This is a genomic window from Massilia sp. LXY-6 (genome assembly GCF_051233485.1).
Lineage (GTDB): Bacteria > Pseudomonadota > Gammaproteobacteria > Burkholderiales > Burkholderiaceae_D > Telluria.
The window spans coordinates 26,641-44,635 of the sequence record NZ_JBKFGF010000013.1 but is presented as its reverse complement, the minus strand read 5'-3'; the positions used below and the strand labels follow the sequence as shown (position 1 = coordinate 44,635).

Genomic DNA, 17,995 nt, shown 5'->3' with positions numbered 1-17,995 from the left:
GGGCACGCCGGCGCGCGCCGGCGCGCTCGGCTCGGCCGGCTTTTCGTCGGCCAGCAGCGGCAGGTTGTCGATCTGGCCGATGACGTTGTCCAGGCGCAGGGCGATGCCGGCCTGGTCGACCTGCGGCAGCGCCTTCAGCTTGTCGATGTCGCGCGCGATCGCGCGGCGGATCGTGATGAATTGCGGCTTGTCGGAACGCGACAGCGAACGGTCCGCGTTCTGCAGCGCGATCAGGGCGCCCTGCACGTTGCCGGCCAGCTGCAGCTGCTGGCTGGCGGTGGACAGCACCTGCTCGATCTCGGACAGCGCCCATTCGTCGCGGTTCTTCGAGATGTCCTGGTACATCTGCTCGAGCGCGGCCTGCTGGCTCTGCGATTCGGACTGGCGGCTTTCCAGCACCCCGACCTTGACCTGCAGCTCCTTGGCCGTCTCCTGGGTCTCGCGTAGCAGCTGGGCGGTTTCGGCATTCGACGCGTTGTCCTTCTGCAGCGTCTTCGCCACGTCCTCGCGCAGCTTGTTGAAGCGGGTGTGGGTCGACCAGGTCTGCAGCGCCAGCAGCACGGCCAGCGCGATGATCGCCACGTTCTGCGGCTTGTTCAGCAGCCCGCCCACGCGGGTCATTTCCGGCACGCGCGGCTCGCCCGGCGAAGGCGCCACGTAGGCTTCCGGCGGGACGACCTGGCCGCCCTTGCTCGATGGTTCAGGATTGTTGGGCAATTCGTTCATGCTTGTGATTGTAACGCGGCAATGAGCCGCTCGTCGCCGGAACCGCTCAGGATCAGCCGGGTGAAGCCGAGCGCGCGTGCGGTTTCATGGATGCGCGCATGCGGCACGATCAGGCGCTGCTGCCGCAGCTGATGCGCTAAATCCTGCGCTTCCAGCCGCTCCACCAGGGAGACCAGGCCGCGCAGCGCTTCCGAGCTCGTGATTATCCAGTCGTTCGGCCGGGCCAGCAAGCCGGCCAGCCGGGCGGCCAGTTCGGGGGTGAGTTCCGGCACCGCGCGGCGGTAGGCCGTCACCGTCTCGACCGCGACGCCGGCGCCGCGCAGCGCGTCCGGCATCAGTTCGCGCCCGCCGTCGCCGCGCACCACCAGCACCCGGCGCCCGGCGAGCCGGCCGAGGTCGAGCTCCTGCAGCAGGTGTTCGGAATCGCTGTGGGCCGGGTCGCGCGGGCAATGGATGCGGACCCGCCCATCCACGCCGTGCTTCGCCAGCGCCGCGCGGCTGCCCTCGCCCACCACGCCGATGTCGACGCCCTCGGGCCAGCGCACGATGTGGGCGAAGGCGGCGTCGATCGCATTCGGCGAGACGAACACCACCAGCGCGTACGCATCCAGGCCGGACAGCACGCGGCGCAGCTCGGCGCCCGCTGCGCTGTCGTGCGGCAGCAACGAAATCTCCAGCAGCGGCAGCAGCACCGGCGCGCGGCCGAGGGCGGCCACGGCGCGCGCCAGCGGCTCGGCCTGCTGGCGGGGTCGGGTGATGACGACCGCCGCGGTCATCAGGGCGCGGCCGACTCGGCCTTGCACTCGGCCAGGATGGCGTCGGCGTCCTGTTCGCGCAGGCGCGTCGACACCTGTTCGCCGAGCTGCTCCGGCAGGTTCGCCGGGCCGCTGCTTTCGGCGAAGGCGCTGCGGCGGCCGTCCGGGGTGGCCACCATGGCGCGCAGATGGAGTGTCGCGCCGTCGACGGTGGCGTGGGCCGCCAGCGGAATCTGGCAGCTGGCGCCGAACACGCGCGAGACCTTGCGCTCGGCGGCGACGGCGCGCGCGGTGTCGTCGTGGTTCAGCGGCGCCAGCAGCGCGCGCAGGTCGACGCCGTCGCTGCGCTGACCGGACACGATCTCGATCGCCATCGCGCCCTGGCCGGCGGCCGGCAGGCTTTCATCGGTTTCCAGGTAGGCGCGGATGCGGCGTTCCAGCCCCAGGCGCTTGAGGCCGGCGGCGGCCAGGATGATGGCGGCATAGTCGCCGCGGTCCAGCTTGCCCAGGCGGGTGTCGAGGTTGCCGCGCAGCGGCTTAATCGTCAGCTGCGGATAGCGCGCCGCCACCAGGGCCTGGCGCCGCAGGCTGCTGGTGCCGACCACGCTGCCGGGCGGCAGGCCGGCCAGGCTGGAATAGTCGTTGGAGACGAAGGCGTCGCGCGGGTCCTCGCGTTCCAGCACGGCGGCCAGTTCGAAGCCGTCCGGCAGTTCCATCGGCACGTCCTTGAGCGAGTGCACGGCGAGGTCGGCGCGCCCTTCCGCCATCGCGACTTCCAGCTCCTTCACGAACAGGCCCTTGCCGCCGACCTTGGACAAGCTGCGGTCGAGGATCTGGTCGCCGCGCGTGGTCATGCCGAGAATATCGATTTGGCAATGCGGATATAATGCCGCGAGCCGGTCGCGCACGTGCGTGGCCTGCCACATGGCCAGTCGGCTCTCGCGCGATGCGATAATGAGGCGAATTGGCCCGCGCTGAGTCGTGTCACTAGTGTTCAAAACAATTTCTTTCACTGTCGTTGTGCCTGGATCGGCCGGCGCCGGTAAGCGGCATGCCTGTAACCATAAATTCTAGCATGTTGCCCCTTGCAGAACCGTGGCAATCGCCATGGCAGAGTTGTACCTGTGTGCCCCATTGGGACTCCCGTTAATTCAACCTGTGCTCGAACATGAACCAAGCTGCAATTCCTGATCCCCACGCCGATCCGCAAGTCCCGGCCAACAACCCAGTCCAGGCCGGCGACAAGGACGCGCCGCTGAAAGAAGACATCCGCCTGCTCGGCCGCCTGCTCGGCGACGTCCTGCGCAACCAGGAGGGCGAGGCCGTGTTCGACGTGGTCGAGAACATCCGCCAGACCGCCGTGCGCTTCCGCCGCGAGGACGACCCGCAGGCCGCCGCAGAGCTCAGCACCCTGCTGAAGAAACTCACGCGCGAAGAATCCAACTCGGTGGTGCGCGCATTTTCCTACTTCTCGCACCTGGCCAACATCGCCGAGGACCAGCACCACGTGCGCCGCCGCCGCGCCCACCAGCTGGCCGGCTCGAAACCGCAGCCGTCGAGCGTGGCGTATGCGCTGGCGCGCCTGCAGGAGGCCGGCGTCGAGCGCGGGCAGATCGAGGAATTCCTGCGCGAAGCATTGATCTCGCCGGTGCTGACGGCCCACCCGACCGAGGTGCAGCGCAAGTCCATCCTGGACGCCGAACACGACATCGCCCGTCTGCTGGCCGAGCGCGACCTGCCGCTGACGCCGAAGGAGCGCGCGCACAACCAGATGCTGCTGCAGGCGCGCGTGGCGACGCTGTGGCAGACCCGCATGCTGCGCTACGAGAAGCTGACCGTGGCCGACGAGATCGAGAACGCCCTGTCCTACTACCGCACCACCTTCCTGCGCGAACTGCCGGCGCTGTACGACGACATCGAGGACGAGCTGCAGGCATCGCTGGACGGCGCGGTCTACCTGCAGATGGGCAGCTGGATCGGCGGCGACCGCGACGGCAACCCGAACGTCAACGCCGGCACCATGCAGCGCGCCCTGGTGCGCCACGCCACCACCATCTTCGACTTCTACCTCGACGAGGTGCACGCGCTGGGCGCCGAGCTGTCGACCTCGACCCTGCTGGTGCCGGCCAGCGCCGCGCTCGACGCCCTGGCGGCGGCCTCGCCCGACACCTCGCCGCACCGCAGCGACGAACCCTACCGGCGCGCCCTGATCGGCATCTACGCGCGCCTGGCCTCGACCGCGCGCGCGCTGGGCGCCACCAACCCGCTGCGCAAGGAAGTCGGCCATGCCGACGCCTACGCCAGCGCGGCCGAGTTCCAGGCCGAGCTGCAGGTGCTGGTCGATTCGCTGAACGCCCACCACGGCGCGATCCTGGTCAAGCCGCGCCTTAGCGGCCTGCTGCGCGCCGCCAGCCTCTTCGGCTTCCACCTGGCCTCGCTCGACATGCGCCAGAGCTCGGACGTCCACGAGCGCGTGCTGGCCGAACTGTTCGCGGCCGCCTCCGTCGAAGCCGACTACGCGAAGCTCGACGAAGCCGCCAAGGTCAAGCTGCTGCTGGCGGAAATCGCCCAGCCGCGCCTGCTGTACACGCCGTATGCGGCGTATTCGGACGAGACCAATTCCGAACTGCAGATCCTGCGTGCCGCGCGCGAGATCCGCCAGCGCTACGGCGCGCGCGCGATCCGCAACTACATCATCTCGCATACCGAAACCGTGTCCGACCTGCTCGAAGTGCTGCTGCTGCAGAAGGAGACCGGCCTGCTGCGCCCGCGCGAGCAAGCCTGCGAGGTGATGGTGATTCCGCTGTTCGAGACCATTCCCGACCTGCAGCGCGCCGGCGAAATCATGGCCGAGTGGATGGCGATCCCGGTGGTGAAGGCGCTGATCGAGCAGCAGGGCCGGCTGCAGGAAGTCATGCTGGGCTATTCGGACTCGAACAAGGACGGCGGCTTCCTGACCTCGAACTGGGAGCTGTACCAGGCCGAGCTGAAGCTGGTGGAGGTTTTCGCCGGCGCCGGCGTCAAGCTGCGCCTGTTCCACGGGCGCGGCGGCACGGTCGGCCGCGGCGGCGGCCCCAGCTACGATGCGATCCTGGCGCAGCCGCCGGGCACGGTGAACGGCCAGATCCGCCTGACCGAACAAGGCGAGATCATCTCGTCGAAGTTCTCGAACCCCGAGATCGGCCGCCGCAACCTCGAACTGCTGGTGGCGGCCACGCTGGAAGCGGGCCTGATGCCGCACGGCGAAGACCCGGCACAGGTCGCGCGCCTGGCCGGCTACGAACAGGTGATGACCGAACTGTCCGAACGCGCCTACAAGGCTTACCGCAATCTGGTGTACGAGACCCCGGGCTTCACGGACTACTTCTTCGCCGCCACCCCGATCGCCGAGATCGCCGAGCTGAACCTGGGGTCGCGCCCGGCCTCGCGCAAGTCGACCCGCCGCATCGAAGACCTGCGCGCGATCCCCTGGGGCTTCTCGTGGGGCCAATGCCGCCTGCTGCTGCCGGGCTGGTACGGCTTCGGCGCGGCGGTGTCGGGCTGGCTGGGCGAGGGAGACCGGGATGAACGCCTGGCGCTGCTGCAGGAGATGTCCAGGCAATGGCCGTTCTTCGCCACCCTGCTGTCGAACATGGACATGGTGCTGGCCAAGACCGACCTGCCGATCGCGCGCCGCTATGCCGAACTGGTGCCGGATGCCGAACTGCGCGAGCGCATCTTCAAGCGCATCGCGGCCGAGTACGCCGAAACCCTGCGCTGCCTGGAGCAGGTCACCGGCCATGCCGAACGCCTGGCCGCGAACCCGCTGCTGGCGCGCTCGATCCAGAACCGCTTCGCCTATCTGGATCCGCTGAACCACCTGCAGGTCGAACTGATCCAGCGGCACCGGGCGCTGTCGCAGGATCCGGCGCAGATCGATGTGCGGGTGCACCGGGGGATTCACTTGTCCATCAATGGTGTGGCGGCCGGCTTGCGCAATACCGGCTGATCAGCTCGTCCCCGCCGCCGCCGTCCCCGCCCGCGTGGGAACGGCGGCGGCCGGCCGACGGCCTCTGACTGGATGCTTTATTCGGTGACATGGATCATGAACACCGCCGGCAGATTCGTGGAGATTGAGGATCTGGTGACAGACCAATCGAACAGCCGGAGCCCAGCCATGAACGACCTCACTCCAAGCCGCAAATACGCCATCGCCGCCGTGTGCGGCATCTTTGCGGTGTCGCTCCTGTACCAGATCGTCAAAGGCTGGGATATCGTGGAATTCCTGCTGCGCGGCACCATCAGCACCGCCGGCGCATGCCTCCTGTGGCGCAGCGCCGGCATGGTGAGCCGCGGCTATGCCGGCTCGGGCGCAGGCCGCCGCTTGGCGCTGCATGGCCTATGCTGGGCCGTGGTGGCGGCCGTCCTGTTCCTCGGCTTCGGACTGAGCGGCTGAAAGCGCCCATCCCTCCTGCTCAGTCGGCTTTCTTGCCGGCATGGTCCGGGTAGGCGGCGTCGATCGCCTTGATGATCTGCCTGCTCTGGTCGATGTACATCTGGTAGCGCTCGTACAGCTGGGGGCTGGACTGCATCTGGCCCAGCAGGCGCTTGCTCTTCGGCGACGTCATCCAGCGGAAATGCGACAGCTCGTCGTCGGCTTCCAGCTTGTCGTCACGGTAGTCGCGCAGCTTGCGCTGGCGGGTCTGCCATCCCTCTTCCGAGGTCTGGATCTGCGGCAGGAGCATCTGGTACAAGGCCAGGATCGAAGCCAGCAGCTTCTCGTCTTCGATATTCGTCAGCTTGCCACTCATCAGGAAGCCGTCGTAGCGGCTCCTGGCCGGGATATAGAACCCGTTCGCCTTGAACATATCATACGCGGCCTTGAATTTGTTCCAGTCCGGCTGCTTGCCGGGGTCGAGGCTGGCCAGGTAGGCATAGTTCGCATGGCAGATTGCAAGATGGCAATTTATTGGCGGCGCCGGCTTACCTGCGCAGCGACAGGCCGAACGTCAGGCTCAGGTCCGGCGTGCGGCGGTTCAGGCCATGCATCAGCGCGGCATCGACCTGAATATTCTTGCTCACCAGATAAGTCAGGCCGGCGTCGAAGACGGCTTGGGTGCCGCCGTGCGCGGCGCGCGCGATCTGGGGCGCGGCCAGCTCGGCGAAGCCATGCAGGCGCTCGTTGAAGGCCTTGTCCAGTTCCACCGCCAGCACCCCGTAGCCGTAGCGGGCGCCCCGCTCGTCGCTGTCGATGCCCAGGCCCGGCATCACGCTCAGCGAATACGCGTTTGCCAGCTCCCAGTCGGCGGCCAGGCGCAGCGAAGGGCGCAGGCCGCGTCCGCGCAGTTCCCGGCTCCCGCTCGGCAGGTCGGCATGCAGCAGTACGCCCAGCGAAGGCCGGCCCGCTTGTCCTTCGCGCTGGTCGGCCAGATGCCATTTCACGCCCAGCGAGGTGTCGGCGTAGCCGGCCGTGACCGTGTGCAGGCCGCTGGCGGGATCGGCATCGTGGATGATGGTGCGGCCATCGGTCTCGATGCGCAGCTCGGCGCGCTCCCCCAGTCCGATGCGCAGCAGGGTCGGCGTCGTCAGCGTGCGCTCGTGCACGGTCTCGTCGCGCTGGCGCTCCCACTGGAGTCCGGTCTCGAGCTGGAAGCGGCCCTTGCCGACGACCTGGCTGGATTCGGCGACGCTGGGACGGTCGGAGGAAATGGCATCGTCCTCGGCGGCGCCGGCGGTGCCGGAATATGCCAGGCAGAGCGCGGCGAGCAAGAGTGGAAGCGGGGCGGCGTGGGTCATCTGGGAAACGGATCGGTGATCGGAACCGACAGTATCCATGAGCGGCGCGGCCGATGCCAATACAGTTAAAAAAACTCCCCGGCCGTTGCCGGCCCGGGGAGTTTCTGGTTGAAGGCAGCGCCGAGGCTTACTGGTTCTGCAGGAAGGTCTTCAGCTTGTCCGAACGCGAGGGCTGGCGCAGCTTGCTCATCGCCTTGGCTTCGATCTGGCGGATACGCTCGCGGGTCACGTCGAACTGCTTGCCCACTTCTTCCAGCGTGTGGTCGTTCGACATCTCGACGCCGTAGCGCATGCGCAGCACCTTGGCTTCGCGCGGGGTCAGCGAGTCCAGCACTTCCTTGATCACGCCGCGCATCGAGGCGTGCATCGCGGCTTCCAGCGGCGCCAGGGTCGCGTTGTCCTCGATGAAGTCGCCCAGCTGCGAATCGCCGTCCTCGCCCATCGGGGTTTCCATCGAAATCGGCTCTTTCGCGATCTTCATGATCTCGCGCACCTTCGATTCCGGCATCTCCATCTTGGCCGCCAGGGTCGCCATGTCCGGCTCGGTGCCGGTTTCCTGCATGATCTGGCGCGAGATGCGGTTCATCTTGTTGATCGTCTCGATCATGTGCACCGGCACTCGGATGGTGCGGGCCATGTCGGCGATCGAACGCGTGATCGCCTGGCGGATCCACCAGGTCGCATACGTCGAGAATTTATAGCCGCGGCGGTATTCGAACTTGTCGACCGCCTTCAGCAGGCCGATGTTGCCTTCCTGGATCAGGTCGAGGAACTGCAGGCCGCGGTTGATGTATTTTTTCGCGATCGAGATCACCAGACGCAGGTTGGCAACCGTCATTTCGCGCTTCGCGGTGCGGGCGCGCTTTTCGCCGGCCGCCATCTGCTTGTTGATCTTGCGCAGGTCGGCCAGCGGCAGTGCCACGCGCGCCTGCAGGTCGATCATGCGGCGCTGCAGTTCCATGATCGCCGGCGCATTCCGCGACAGCACCGCGCTGTACGGATACGCGCAGTCGACTTCGCGCTGGACCCATTCCAGGTCCGTCTCGTTGCCCGGGAAGACCTTGATGAAGTGGGCGCGCGGCATGCCGCAGCGGTTCACGCAGATGTCCAGCACGGCGCGCTCGATCGAACGAACCTCGTCCATCTGGCCGCGCAGGGTGTCGCACAGCTTTTCGACGATCTTGGCGGTGAAACGGATGCCCAGCAGTTCGGTCGAGATCACGTCCTGGGCCGCGATGTACTGCAGCGAACCATAGCCGTGGGTCTTGAAGGCGTGGCCCATCTTGTCGAACTGCTTCTCGATGACGGCGAACTTGTCCAGCGCGGTCTTCTTCAGCGCGGCCAGCTGCTCGGCCGAGTAGCCGGCGGCGCCGCTGGCGCTCGAACCGCCCTCTTCTTCCTCATCCTCGATCTCTTCTTCTTCATCCTCGTCGTCCGAGGATGCGGCGACCGGGGCCGCCGGGGCGCCTTCGTCCGGGGCCATCAGGCCGTCGACCACGTCGTCGATCTTCAGCTCGTCGCTGGCGATCTTGTGCGACAGGGCGATGATTTCCGAGATGGTCACCGGGCAGGCCGAAATCGCCTGCACCATGTCTTTCAAGCCTTCCTCGATGCGCTTGGCGATCGCGATCTCGCCTTCGCGGGTCAGCAGCGACACCGCGCCCATCTCGCGCATGTACATGCGGACCGGGTCGGTGGTGCGGCCGAAGTCCGAGTCGACGGTCGACAGCGCGGTCGCGGCGGCGGCCTCGACTTCGTCTTCGCTGGTCGGGGTCACGACGGCGTCCGACAGCAGCATCATTTCCGCTTCCGGGGCGCGCTCGTAGACCGCGATGCCCATGTCGTTGAAGGTCGCGATGATGCCTTCGATCGCTTCCGGATCGATGATGTTTTCCGGCAGGTGGTCGTTGATCTCCGCATGGGTCAGGTAGCCGCGCTCCTTGCCCATGTTGATCAGGTTCCTCAGCTGCTGGCGGCGCTTTTCCAGTTCCTCGCCCGAGAAGCCCTGCTCGGCGCCGATGATGGCGGGGATGCCCTTGGCTTTGCGCTCGCGCAGCTTCGAGGCCGCCTTCATTTCGGCGCGCTCGACCGCGTTCAGCGCGGCGATCTCGTCGTTCTCCGGCACGAATTCGCTCGGCTTGCGGCCGCGGCGGCCCGGTACCTTCACCTGCGGCAGCAAGTAGCCCGAGGTGTCGATCGCAGCCAGCGCGGCGGCGTCGGTGGTGGTGCTGACGCTGCCGGTGCCGGGGACGGCCGGCGCGGCGCCGGACATGAGGGCGTCGACGCGGCGGGTGCGGGCAGTACGCACCACGCGCGGCGCCGAGGCTTCCTCGGCGGCCGCCGGTGCCGGGGCGGCGATCGGAGCCGCTTCGGCTTCGGCGTCGACGGCGGCTTTCAGAGCCGCCAGCTTCGAGGTACGCTTGCGTACGATCACCGGCGCGGCCGCCGGTGCGGTCGGGGTCGGGATCGCATCGGCTTCATCGGCTTCGTCAGCGGCGACGGCTGCGACCGGGGCCAGCACCGGGGCGGCGTCGTGAATGGCTTCGACGATGGCCTCGGCGGCGGCTTCGCCCGCAGCGGCGGCCTGGTCGAACTGCTCGGGCTGGAGTTGCGCTGCCTGCTCCTGCACGGCCTCGGCGGGCGCCGTGGCGGCCGCACTCTGCTCGGCCTGTGCCGCTTTCAGGGATGCCAGGCGGGAACGCGTCTTAACCACCGTCACCTTGGCCGCCGGAACGCCGGCCGCCACTTCCGTTTCGAGGAAGTAGGAGGTCGCGGTTTTCGGCACCGACAGCTGCGCCGTGGTCTTGGCCGGCGTTTTCTTCGCTGTCAGTGTCAATGTCTTGGCGGTGTTTTTCATGATGAACATTCTCCAGTCGAGGCGAGGGGCGCGCCTGCGAAGTCAATAAGCCACCTGGTCCGCTTGCGGACCCTCTGGCAAGGAATAACGGGATGGCCCTAACTAAGGGCGGATGGTCCGGAAATCAAGCACTGGCGACCGCGCTCGCCGGCCGGCGTTGGTGGCTGCCTGGAAAGGCGGCATCGAAACGCGCGGACGGATGGCAAGGACAAGTCGGAATGTGGTTGAAATCGCGGATTAGCATGTCGGAACGAAAAAAAGCCCGTCAAGTAACGGGCTTGAGCTATTTTCCCAAGGGAGAAATAGAGGAGACAGGCAGATTATGCACCACGGAAAGATTTAGCGATAATTGAAATATCCGATAATGGATATAAGAATTTCGCATACTAGTCAGTCCTTCGTGGTCCCGTCATCCGACCCCCTGGCCGGTCTGCGTCGGCGCAAGCCCTACGCAAGGAAAGGGGCGGATCATACACGATTTCTTGCTGCAGCGCCCACTGACCACGAAGGAAATCACGGTCGCGAGGCAGCGACGACGAACCCTTACACAGCTCAGCGTCACATGTGCCGTCTTGCATGCTATCCTTCCGCTTCCTGTTCTTACCATGAAGTCAATGAATACGATTAGTCCTGTCGCCGCATCCCCCGAGGCCACCGAAAACACCGCCGCCAACCTTACGCCGGAAACCACGGCCACCCCGGGCGGCGAACATGTCGAGCCGGCCGCTGCCGTTGCCAATGAGGCCGCCGTCGCACCGGAGGCAGAGGCTCCGGCCGGCGCGCCGGCCGCCGACTCGCCGCGCGCGCTGCTCAAGCAGCTGCAGCAACAGTTCGCGGCCTTCCGCAACTGCCTGCCGCTCGAGATCGGAATCGACAAGCAATTGCTGTCGCGCATGCCCGGCCTGAACCGCAAGCTGATGCGCGCCGCACTCGGCATCCACACCGGCTCGATGCGCTACCTGCGCGCGATGGAAAAAGCCACCGTGCGCTACGACCTGGACGGCAAGGCGGGCGCCGAGGTGACCGATACCCATCGCCAGCACGCCAAGGAATTGCTGCAGCAGCGCTTCAAGAAGGAAGCCGAGCGCAAGAAAGCCGAGCGCGACGCCGCGGCCCAGCTCGAAGCCGACCGCAAGCGCCAGGAAAAGCTGGAGCAGCTCGCATCGAAGTTTTCGCGCAAATGAGCAGCCGTTACTGATCATATGAGCGAAACCGCACCGGTCGCCGAGGAGACGCTGCCGCCCTACCAGGGCATTCCGCTGTCCGAGGTACGCCTGGTGCGCTCCCGCGAGGATGCCGAAGGCGCGCTCGCTGCCCTGCTGGGCGCGGACAGCATCGGCTTCGACACCGAATCGAAGCCGACCTTCCAGAAAGGCGAGGTATCGACCGGGCCCCACCTGGTGCAGCTCGCCACCGACAGCCACGCCTACCTGTTCCAGGTCGGCGCCGGTGCGGCCCCGTCTCCGGGCGCGGCGCACCTGGTCGAGGTGCTGCGCGCGGTGCTGGAGTCGCCGGCGATCCTGAAGGTCGGATTCGGCCTCGGCGACGACCTGCGCCGCCTGCGCGCCAAGCTCGGCATCGAGACCCGCAATGTGATCGACCTCGCCACCGCCCTGCGCGATGTCCAGAAGCGCGAGCGCAACGCCTGGGGCGCGAAGACCGCGGTCGAGCGCTTCTTCGGGCGCCGCCTGCAGAAGTCGCGCCGCATCACCACCACCAACTGGGCGCTGCCGCGCCTGTCCGAACAGCAGATCCAGTACGCGGCCGACGATGCCCACGTCGCCCTGCGCATCTACCGCCACTGGCGCGAACACTTCCCGGCGGCCGCCACGAGCGCCGCCGCCAACGCCGCCCGGCTCGCCGCGCGCACCGCCGCCCAGGCCCAGGCTTCGACCTGATCCGCCCGGCGGATCCGCCGCGGCCTATAATCGCGGCATGAAGTTTCCGTTCCCGCCCCCACTCCTGCTCCTGCTGCTCCCGCTGTCGATCCTGCAAGGCTGCGCCCCTTCCGGCACCGATGCCGCCACCGGTGAGCGCGCGTTCAAGCAATGCGCTTCCTGCCACCAGGTCGGCCTCAACGCCCATGGCGGCTTCGGGCCGCAGCTGAACGGCCTGTTCGGCCGCCGCGCCGGCTCCACGCCGGATTTCGCGTATTCGGATGCGATGAAAGCCTCCGGCATCGTCTGGGACGAGCGCACCCTGCCGGCCTTCCTGCGCGATCCCGGCAAGCTGGTGCCCGGCACCAAGATGCGCTTCTGGGGCATCGGCGACGACAACGAGATCGCGGCCCTGCTGGCCTACCTGCGCACTTTCCAGCGCCCGGACCAGGCCGGCACTGCGGAAGGCCCGGCGCCGCGCTGAATCTTGCCTGAATAAAAATATTGCCGGCAAGTTAAACCAACAAGGTATGATGCCGGGATCACGCACGAGCAGTCCCTCATCGACAGGAATCCATCATGCGAGGCATCTTCCGTTCCCTGGCCCTGGTTTGCGGCTGGGCATGGCTGGCCGGCGCCGCGGCCCAGCCGCAGGAGCAGCAAGACCGGCAAATGCGCGTCCCCGGCAGCCTGGCCCAGCGCCTGGCCGCCTGCACCTCCTGCCACGGCAGCGCGTCCGCACCGTCGGCCGCAGCCGGGTCCGGCGGCCAGCGCCAGTACTTCCCGCGCATCGCCGGCAAGCCGGCAGGCTATCTCTACAACCAGCTGATCAATTTCCGTGAAGGCCGGCGCCAGTATCCGCTGATGACCTGGATGGTTCAGCATATGTCGGACGACTACCTGCACGAGATCGCCGATTACTTCTCGCGCGAGCACCTGCCGGTCCCCGTGCTGGACCGCAGCAGCCTGCCCGCCGCCGAGCTGGAGCGCGGGCGCCAGCTGGTGACGCGCGGCGACGCCGCCTTGAAAGTGCCGGCATGCATCGCCTGCCACGGCGAGCGCCTGAGCGGCGCGCTGCCGGCCACCCCCGGCCTGGTGGGCCTGCCGCGCGACTACATCAACGCCCAGTTCGGCGCCTGGCGCAACGGCAGCCGCCATGCCCTCGCCCCCGACTGCATGGGCACGATCGCCTCGCGCCTGAGCCTGGCCGACGTATCGGCGATCTCGGCCTGGCTGGCTGGCGAGCCGCTGCCGGCGGACGCCACCCCGGCCCGGGCCGTCGCGCGGCCCCTGCCGCTGGCCTGCGGCAGCGCCCCGGAGGGGCAACCATGAAACGTCCTGTGCTGATCGCGCTCGGCGCCCTGCTCGTCCTCGCGCTGGCCGCCGTGCTGGCCTGGCCGCGCGCCGAATTCATTCCTTCCCGCTCGCCGCAGGCCTGGGCGCCGACCGCGGCCAACATCGCGCGCGGCGCCTACCTGGCGCGCGCCGGCGACTGCGCCGCCTGCCATACCGCGCGCGGCGGCGCCGCCTACGCCGGCGGACGCGCAGTCGACACGCCATTCGGGCAGGTGATGGCGCCCAACATCACGCCCGACGTCGAGACCGGCATCGGTGCCTGGAACGCCGACGACTTCTGGAATGCCCTGCACAACGGCATCGGCAGCAAGGGACGCCTGCTCTACCAGGCCTTCCCCTACCCGAACTACACGAAGGTGACGCGCGACGATGCCGACGCCCTGTTCGCCTACCTGCGCAGCCTGACGCCGGCGCACCAACCCAGGCGCCCGCACGCGCTGCGCTTCCCCTACGACAGCCAGGCGGCGCTGGCAGCCTGGCGCCTGCTGTATTTCAAGCCTGGCGTCCACAGCGCGGAGCCGGGCCGCGGCGCGGAGTGGAACCGCGGCGCCTACCTGGTCGGGGGCCTCGGCCACTGCAGCGCCTGCCACAGCCCGCGCAATGGCCTGGGCGCCAGCGGCGAGGGATTGCGCGGTGGCCTGATCCCGGTGCTGGGCTGGTACGCGCCCGCGCTCGGCTCCACCGATCCCGACCTCGCGCAGCTGCTGCGCACCGGCGTGTCGCCGCGCGGCGCCGTGTTCGGGCCGATGGCGGAAGTGGTCGGGCGCAGCCTGCAGCACCTGTCCGAGGCCGACCTCGGCGCGATGTCGGCCTATCTGGCCTCGCTGCCGCAGGAAAAACGGCAACACGAACCGGCCGCCGTCCCGCCCGAAGCGCTGATGAAGCTCGGAGAAAAGCTCTACGGCCAGCACTGCGCGGACTGCCACGGCAAGGATGGCCGCGGCGCCAGCGCCGAGGATGGCGGCCCGGCGTATCCGCCGCTGGCCGGCAACCGCACGCTGGCGATGGAAGAACCGGTCAACGCGATCCGTATCGTGCTCAACGGCGGCTTTGCCCCGGCCACCGCCGGCAATCCGCGTCCCTACGGCATGCCGCCCTACAGCCCGGTGCTGAGCGACGCCGAGGTGGCGGCGGTGCTGAGCTATGCGCGCGCCAGCTGGGGCAACGCGGCGCCCATGGTGACGCCGGTGGAGGTCAACCGCTACCGCGCGGTGCCGCTGGATTGAGCTTGGCGCGGCTGCAATGGCGTCTCGGGCCAGGCATTTGCCCTGCCGGAACCGGGCGCGCTGTCGCTGATGGGCCTGGCGATGATCGGCATGGGCGCTGCACTGCGCCGCCGTTCGCGCAATTAATCCAGCAGCTACGGCGCGCAAGAAATTGCGCGCCAAAAGCAAATCGCCGGTACATGCCGGCGATTTTTTTTTCCTGCAGCACCCGGCTGCCGGATTTCCTTACACCATCTCCGCAAAACCGATCCGGTCGGTGGTCGCCGCGCGCGCATCGTCGACGCCGACCTTGTGCGAGGCCAGCAGCCCTTCCAGCACGCTGTTCATCGTGTGGCAGCCGGGTGCGCGGCCGGCGTTCATGTGGGCGCGGATGGCGCCCAGGTCGCCCTGCTCGATCATGCCGGCCACCGCCGGGCTGATGCTCAGGCATTCGGTCGCGAGGTGGTAGCGGTTGCCCTGCTTGGACGGCAGCAGCGCCTGGCACAGCACGCCGCGCAGGGCGTGCGCCAGGGCCTGGCCCTGGGCGTCCGAATTGCCCAGCAGGCGCAGCATCTTCTGCAGGCCCAGCTCGGTCGAGCGCGCGTGCAGGGTCGCCAGCACCAGCGGCCCGGATTCGGCCAGCGCCAGCGCTTCCTGGGCGGTCTGGGCGTCGCGGATCTCGCCGATCACGATCACGTCCGGACGCTCGCGCAGCGCGTCCAGCGCGCCGAGGTAATAGCTGTCGACGTCGCCGTCCACGCCCACTTCGCGCTGCGTGATGATGCATTTGCGCTGCGGGATCAGGGTCTCGACCGGGTCTTCGATGGTGATGATGTGGCCCGAGCGCTGCCGGTTGATCTCGTCGAGGATCGAGGCGATGGTGGTCGACTTGCCCTGGCAGGTGTCGCCGATGATCAGCACCAGGCCGCTGGTCATGCGCGCGAATTCCTGCTCGTCCGGATGCAGGCCCAGCTCGGCCAGCGCCAGCGGCTCCTTCGGGAAGCGCCGGATCACGCAGCCCAGGCGCTTCTTGCCCTGGAAGCTGAAGCAGTTGGCGCGAATGCGCGCCGTGTGCAGGTCGATCGAGCGGTCGAACGCGCGTTCCTGGATGCGCTCGGCCCAGTTCGGCTCGATGACGTCGAAGAACTCTTCCAGCTCCTCCTTCGTGATCGGCGAATCGGTGACCGCCACCAGGCCCTTCGGCTGGCGCAACGTCAGCGGACTGTTTTGGTGAATGATGATGTCCGAAAACACCAGCTTCGAGTTCAGCAGGTGCAGGATCTGCTCGACCAGGGTACCGAACACCGGATGGTCTTCGTTTTCGATATACGACAGGGTGGGAATCTGCGAGGACTGGTGGTATTCCATCGGGCGATCGATGATAAAAGTGGAAACTGCGATGCATTAATTATAAAACCTGCAGCGTCCAAAAGTTCCACTCGGAAAGAGATTTTTTCGTGTTAAAAACTTACAACATCTCAGCGTTCGAGCGCCTGCGCGATGCGGTCGCCGAACAGGGCCAGTGCCACGCCGGCGATCATGAGCGCGGCGCCGGCCAGGCGCACCACCGAGACCTTGCGCATGGCGACATTGACCAGGCCGAAATGGTCGATCGCCATCGAAGTGATCAACTGGCCGGCGATCACCAGCACGACCAAGTTGAGCAGGCCGATGCGCGGCACCAGCAACACGGTGCAGAAGATGAAGGCAGCACCGAGGAAACCGCCGGAAAACTTCCACAGCGGCTGCTGCGCCAAGGCTGCCAGCGCGTCGGGCAGGCCGCCGCGGATGCACGCCACCACGGCCAGCGCCGCGCTGCCGCACAGGAAGGAGACCAGGGCAGCCACCACCGAGTTGGCGCCGACCGCGGCCGCCATCTGGCTGTTGATGGCGGCCTGGAAGGAGACGGCGATGCCGGCGCCGAAAGCGATGAAGAACAGCAGCAGATTCATGAAGCGGGAAGGACGGAAAAAAGCCGACGATTGTAGCGAAAACGGCTGGGCTTGCGAAGGCAGTGCGCCGCCCGCGCGATGGCGGCGGCATGAAACGCCACGGTTTGCTCCCGGAATTCGCATCCTGGCATGCCGGCGATGCAATCCATCGCAAACCGCCGGCACCCCCCGGCCGGCTTGCTTAAGATGCTTCCATCGATCACCGACAACAAGAACCGAGGAGGACACACCATGACCACCACGAACCCGAGGTCGCCGAACCAGCGCCGCCGCCTGCTGGCCGCCTGCGCCCTCGCCTTCGCCGCCGGCGCCATGACGGCGCCGGCCCTGGCCGCCGACTGGAGCGTCGGCCGCAACGAACAGGTGCAGGGCAACGGCAACATCAAGCGCCAGGCGCGCGAGGTCGGCCACTTCAACGGGCTGGCATTTTCCCTGCCGGGCCAGGTCGAGATCCGCAGCGGCAACAGCGAAGGACTCAGCATCGAGACCGACGATAACCTGCTGCCGCTGATCGAGACCGTGGTCGAGGACGGCACGCTGAAGATCCGCAACAAGAACAAGGTCAACATCCAGACCCGCCACCTGAAGATCGTGGTGCAGGCGCGCGAGCTGGACCGCCTGGCGCTGGCCGGCTCCGGCAACATCGATGCCGACCGCGTCACCGGCACGCGCGTGAAGTTCGACGTCGGCGGTTCCGGCAGCATCAAGGTGCGCAAGGCCGAGGGCGAGTCGATCAGCGTGAACCTGGGCGGCAGCGGCGACCTGAAGGTGGATGAAGGCAGGGCGCGCAGCCTGTCGGCCTCGATCGGCGGCTCCGGCACCGTCGACATGGCGCGCGTGCGCCTGGAGAATGCCAGCGTGACGGTGGCCGGTTCGGGCGACGCGACCCTGTGGGTGCGCGACAGCCTGAGCATGACGATCGCCGGCTCCGGCGACGTCAGTTACTACGGCGACCCGCAGGTCAGCAAGGCGGTGGTCGGCTCCGGCAACGCACGCCGCCTGGGCGCCGCGCCACGCTGATCGCCTACGCCTTAATGCGCGGCCGGTGCCTTGTAGGTCAGCGGCTTGACCGGCGCCGACACCGCGACGGTCTCGCGCTTGCCGGCGCCATCCAGCACGACGAGCGTCAGCGGCACCTGCTCGCCTTCCTTGAGCTGGCGTTTCAGGTCGAACAGCATGAGGTGATAGCCACCCGAGGCCAGGTTCACGGTCTGGCCCGCCGGCAGCTCGATCGAATCGACCGCGCGCATGCGCATGGTCTGGCCTTCCATCGCCATCTGGTGCAGCTCGACCCGGCCCGCGACCGGGGTCTTCACCTCGACCAGCCTGGCCGGCTTTGCGGATGTCAGCTGCATGAAGGCGCCGCCCACCTTCTGCTGGGGCACGGTGGCGCGGACCCACGGGTCGCTGACGCTGACCTGGGCCGCGGCCAAGGACGGCAGAGAAACGAGGCCGGCGAGCGCCAGCGCGAGAAGACGATGGTTCATGGTTT

General features: G+C 67.6%; 18 protein-coding genes. 9 read left to right on the top strand and 9 right to left on the bottom strand.

The window, feature by feature from the left end:
• The 3 genes from ACI48D_RS07535 to hemC all read right to left on the bottom strand — a co-directional run.
• Nucleotides 1-726: uroporphyrinogen-III C-methyltransferase (locus tag ACI48D_RS07535; RefSeq protein ID WP_435570604.1), on the bottom strand; the 726-nt coding region annotated here is incomplete at its 3' end.
• The gene (locus ACI48D_RS07530) at nucleotides 723-1,502 is read right to left on the bottom strand and encodes a uroporphyrinogen-III synthase (RefSeq protein ID WP_435570603.1); all 780 of its coding nucleotides are present in this window, start codon (nucleotides 1,500-1,502) and stop codon (nucleotides 723-725) included. The genes ACI48D_RS07530 and ACI48D_RS07535, both read right to left, overlap by 4 nt.
• Nucleotides 1,502-2,479 carry a hydroxymethylbilane synthase gene (hemC, locus tag ACI48D_RS07525; RefSeq protein WP_435570602.1) on the bottom strand — a complete coding sequence of 326 codons (978 nt, stop codon included), beginning with the start codon at nucleotides 2,477-2,479 and terminating at the stop codon, nucleotides 1,502-1,504. Before hemC ends, ACI48D_RS07530 begins: the two co-directional genes overlap by 1 nt.
• A 170-nt stretch (nucleotides 2,480-2,649) precedes the next feature.
• Between hemC and ppc the strand changes: the two genes are divergently transcribed.
• Nucleotides 2,650-5,469, top strand: a complete 2,820-nt coding sequence (gene ppc, locus ACI48D_RS07520; RefSeq protein ID WP_435570601.1) for a phosphoenolpyruvate carboxylase — start codon at nucleotides 2,650-2,652, stop codon at nucleotides 5,467-5,469.
• 168 nt (nucleotides 5,470-5,637) lie between these two features.
• Entirely contained in the window at nucleotides 5,638-5,916 is a 279-nt protein-coding gene (locus ACI48D_RS07515) for a hypothetical protein (RefSeq protein WP_435570600.1), read from the top strand.
• A 19-nt stretch (nucleotides 5,917-5,935) separates the two neighbouring features.
• Here the strand turns inward: ACI48D_RS07515 and ACI48D_RS07510 are convergent, their stop codons facing one another.
• The 3 genes from ACI48D_RS07510 to rpoD form a co-directional block, all read right to left on the bottom strand.
• On the bottom strand, nucleotides 5,936-6,328 hold the full coding sequence (locus tag ACI48D_RS07510; protein WP_435570599.1) for a hypothetical protein: 393 nt from the start codon (nucleotides 6,326-6,328) through the stop codon (nucleotides 5,936-5,938).
• A 115-nt stretch (nucleotides 6,329-6,443) separates the two neighbouring features.
• Nucleotides 6,444-7,256, bottom strand: coding sequence for a transporter (locus ACI48D_RS07505; RefSeq protein WP_435570598.1), 813 nt, complete (start codon nucleotides 7,254-7,256; stop codon nucleotides 6,444-6,446).
• A gap of 127 nt (nucleotides 7,257-7,383) precedes the next feature.
• Complete coding sequence (gene rpoD / locus ACI48D_RS07500) at nucleotides 7,384-10,113, bottom strand: RNA polymerase sigma factor RpoD (protein WP_435570597.1); 2,730 nt, start codon at nucleotides 10,111-10,113, stop codon at nucleotides 7,384-7,386.
• A gap of 806 nt (nucleotides 10,114-10,919) precedes the next feature.
• Between rpoD and ACI48D_RS07495 the strand changes: the two genes are divergently transcribed.
• The 6 genes from ACI48D_RS07495 to ACI48D_RS07470 all read left to right on the top strand — a co-directional run bounded on the left by ACI48D_RS07495 (nucleotide 10,920) and on the right by ACI48D_RS07470 (nucleotide 14,698).
• Nucleotides 10,920-11,297, top strand: a complete 378-nt coding sequence (locus tag ACI48D_RS07495) for a ProQ/FINO family protein (protein WP_435570607.1) — start codon at nucleotides 10,920-10,922, stop codon at nucleotides 11,295-11,297.
• A gap of 18 nt (nucleotides 11,298-11,315) precedes the next feature.
• The gene (locus ACI48D_RS07490; protein WP_435570596.1) at nucleotides 11,316-12,011 is read left to right on the top strand and encodes a 3'-5' exonuclease; all 696 of its coding nucleotides are present in this window, start codon (nucleotides 11,316-11,318) and stop codon (nucleotides 12,009-12,011) included.
• Between the two features lie 37 nt (nucleotides 12,012-12,048).
• Nucleotides 12,049-12,474: a c-type cytochrome gene (locus ACI48D_RS07485; protein WP_435570595.1), complete on the top strand. Its 426-nt coding sequence runs from the start codon at nucleotides 12,049-12,051 to the stop codon at nucleotides 12,472-12,474.
• A gap of 95 nt (nucleotides 12,475-12,569) precedes the next feature.
• The gene (locus tag ACI48D_RS07480) at nucleotides 12,570-13,322 is read left to right on the top strand and encodes a c-type cytochrome (RefSeq protein WP_435570594.1); all 753 of its coding nucleotides are present in this window, start codon (nucleotides 12,570-12,572) and stop codon (nucleotides 13,320-13,322) included.
• Entirely contained in the window at nucleotides 13,319-14,572 is a 1,254-nt protein-coding gene (locus tag ACI48D_RS07475) for a c-type cytochrome (protein WP_435570593.1), read from the top strand. Before ACI48D_RS07480 ends, ACI48D_RS07475 begins: the two co-directional genes overlap by 4 nt.
• Before the next feature lie 42 nt (nucleotides 14,573-14,614).
• Nucleotides 14,615-14,698 (top strand): PEP-CTERM sorting domain-containing protein, encoded by an 84-nt coding sequence (locus ACI48D_RS07470; protein ID WP_435570606.1) that lies wholly within the window; start codon nucleotides 14,615-14,617, stop codon nucleotides 14,696-14,698.
• A 99-nt stretch (nucleotides 14,699-14,797) separates the two neighbouring features.
• On the opposite strand, the gene ACI48D_RS07465 is transcribed toward ACI48D_RS07470, so the two are convergent.
• Together ACI48D_RS07465 and ACI48D_RS07460 are read right to left on the bottom strand one after the other, a co-directional pair.
• Nucleotides 14,798-15,919 carry a type IV pilus twitching motility protein PilT gene (locus tag ACI48D_RS07465; protein ID WP_435570592.1) on the bottom strand — a complete coding sequence of 374 codons (1,122 nt, stop codon included), beginning with the start codon at nucleotides 15,917-15,919 and terminating at the stop codon, nucleotides 14,798-14,800.
• Between the two features lie 110 nt (nucleotides 15,920-16,029).
• Nucleotides 16,030-16,503, bottom strand: a complete 474-nt coding sequence (locus ACI48D_RS07460; RefSeq protein ID WP_435570591.1) for a DMT family transporter — start codon at nucleotides 16,501-16,503, stop codon at nucleotides 16,030-16,032.
• Between the two features lie 231 nt (nucleotides 16,504-16,734).
• Here ACI48D_RS07460 and ACI48D_RS07455 point away from each other — a divergent pair, with 231 nt between their 5' ends.
• Nucleotides 16,735-17,523 (top strand): head GIN domain-containing protein, encoded by a 789-nt coding sequence (locus tag ACI48D_RS07455; protein WP_435570590.1) that lies wholly within the window; start codon nucleotides 16,735-16,737, stop codon nucleotides 17,521-17,523.
• Nucleotides 17,524-17,534: 11 nt separating this feature from the next.
• Here the strand turns inward: ACI48D_RS07455 and ACI48D_RS07450 are convergent, their stop codons facing one another.
• Nucleotides 17,535-17,990 carry a copper chaperone PCu(A)C gene (locus ACI48D_RS07450; RefSeq protein WP_435570589.1) on the bottom strand — a complete coding sequence of 152 codons (456 nt, stop codon included), beginning with the start codon at nucleotides 17,988-17,990 and terminating at the stop codon, nucleotides 17,535-17,537.
• Nucleotides 17,991-17,995 lie beyond the last annotated feature (5 nt).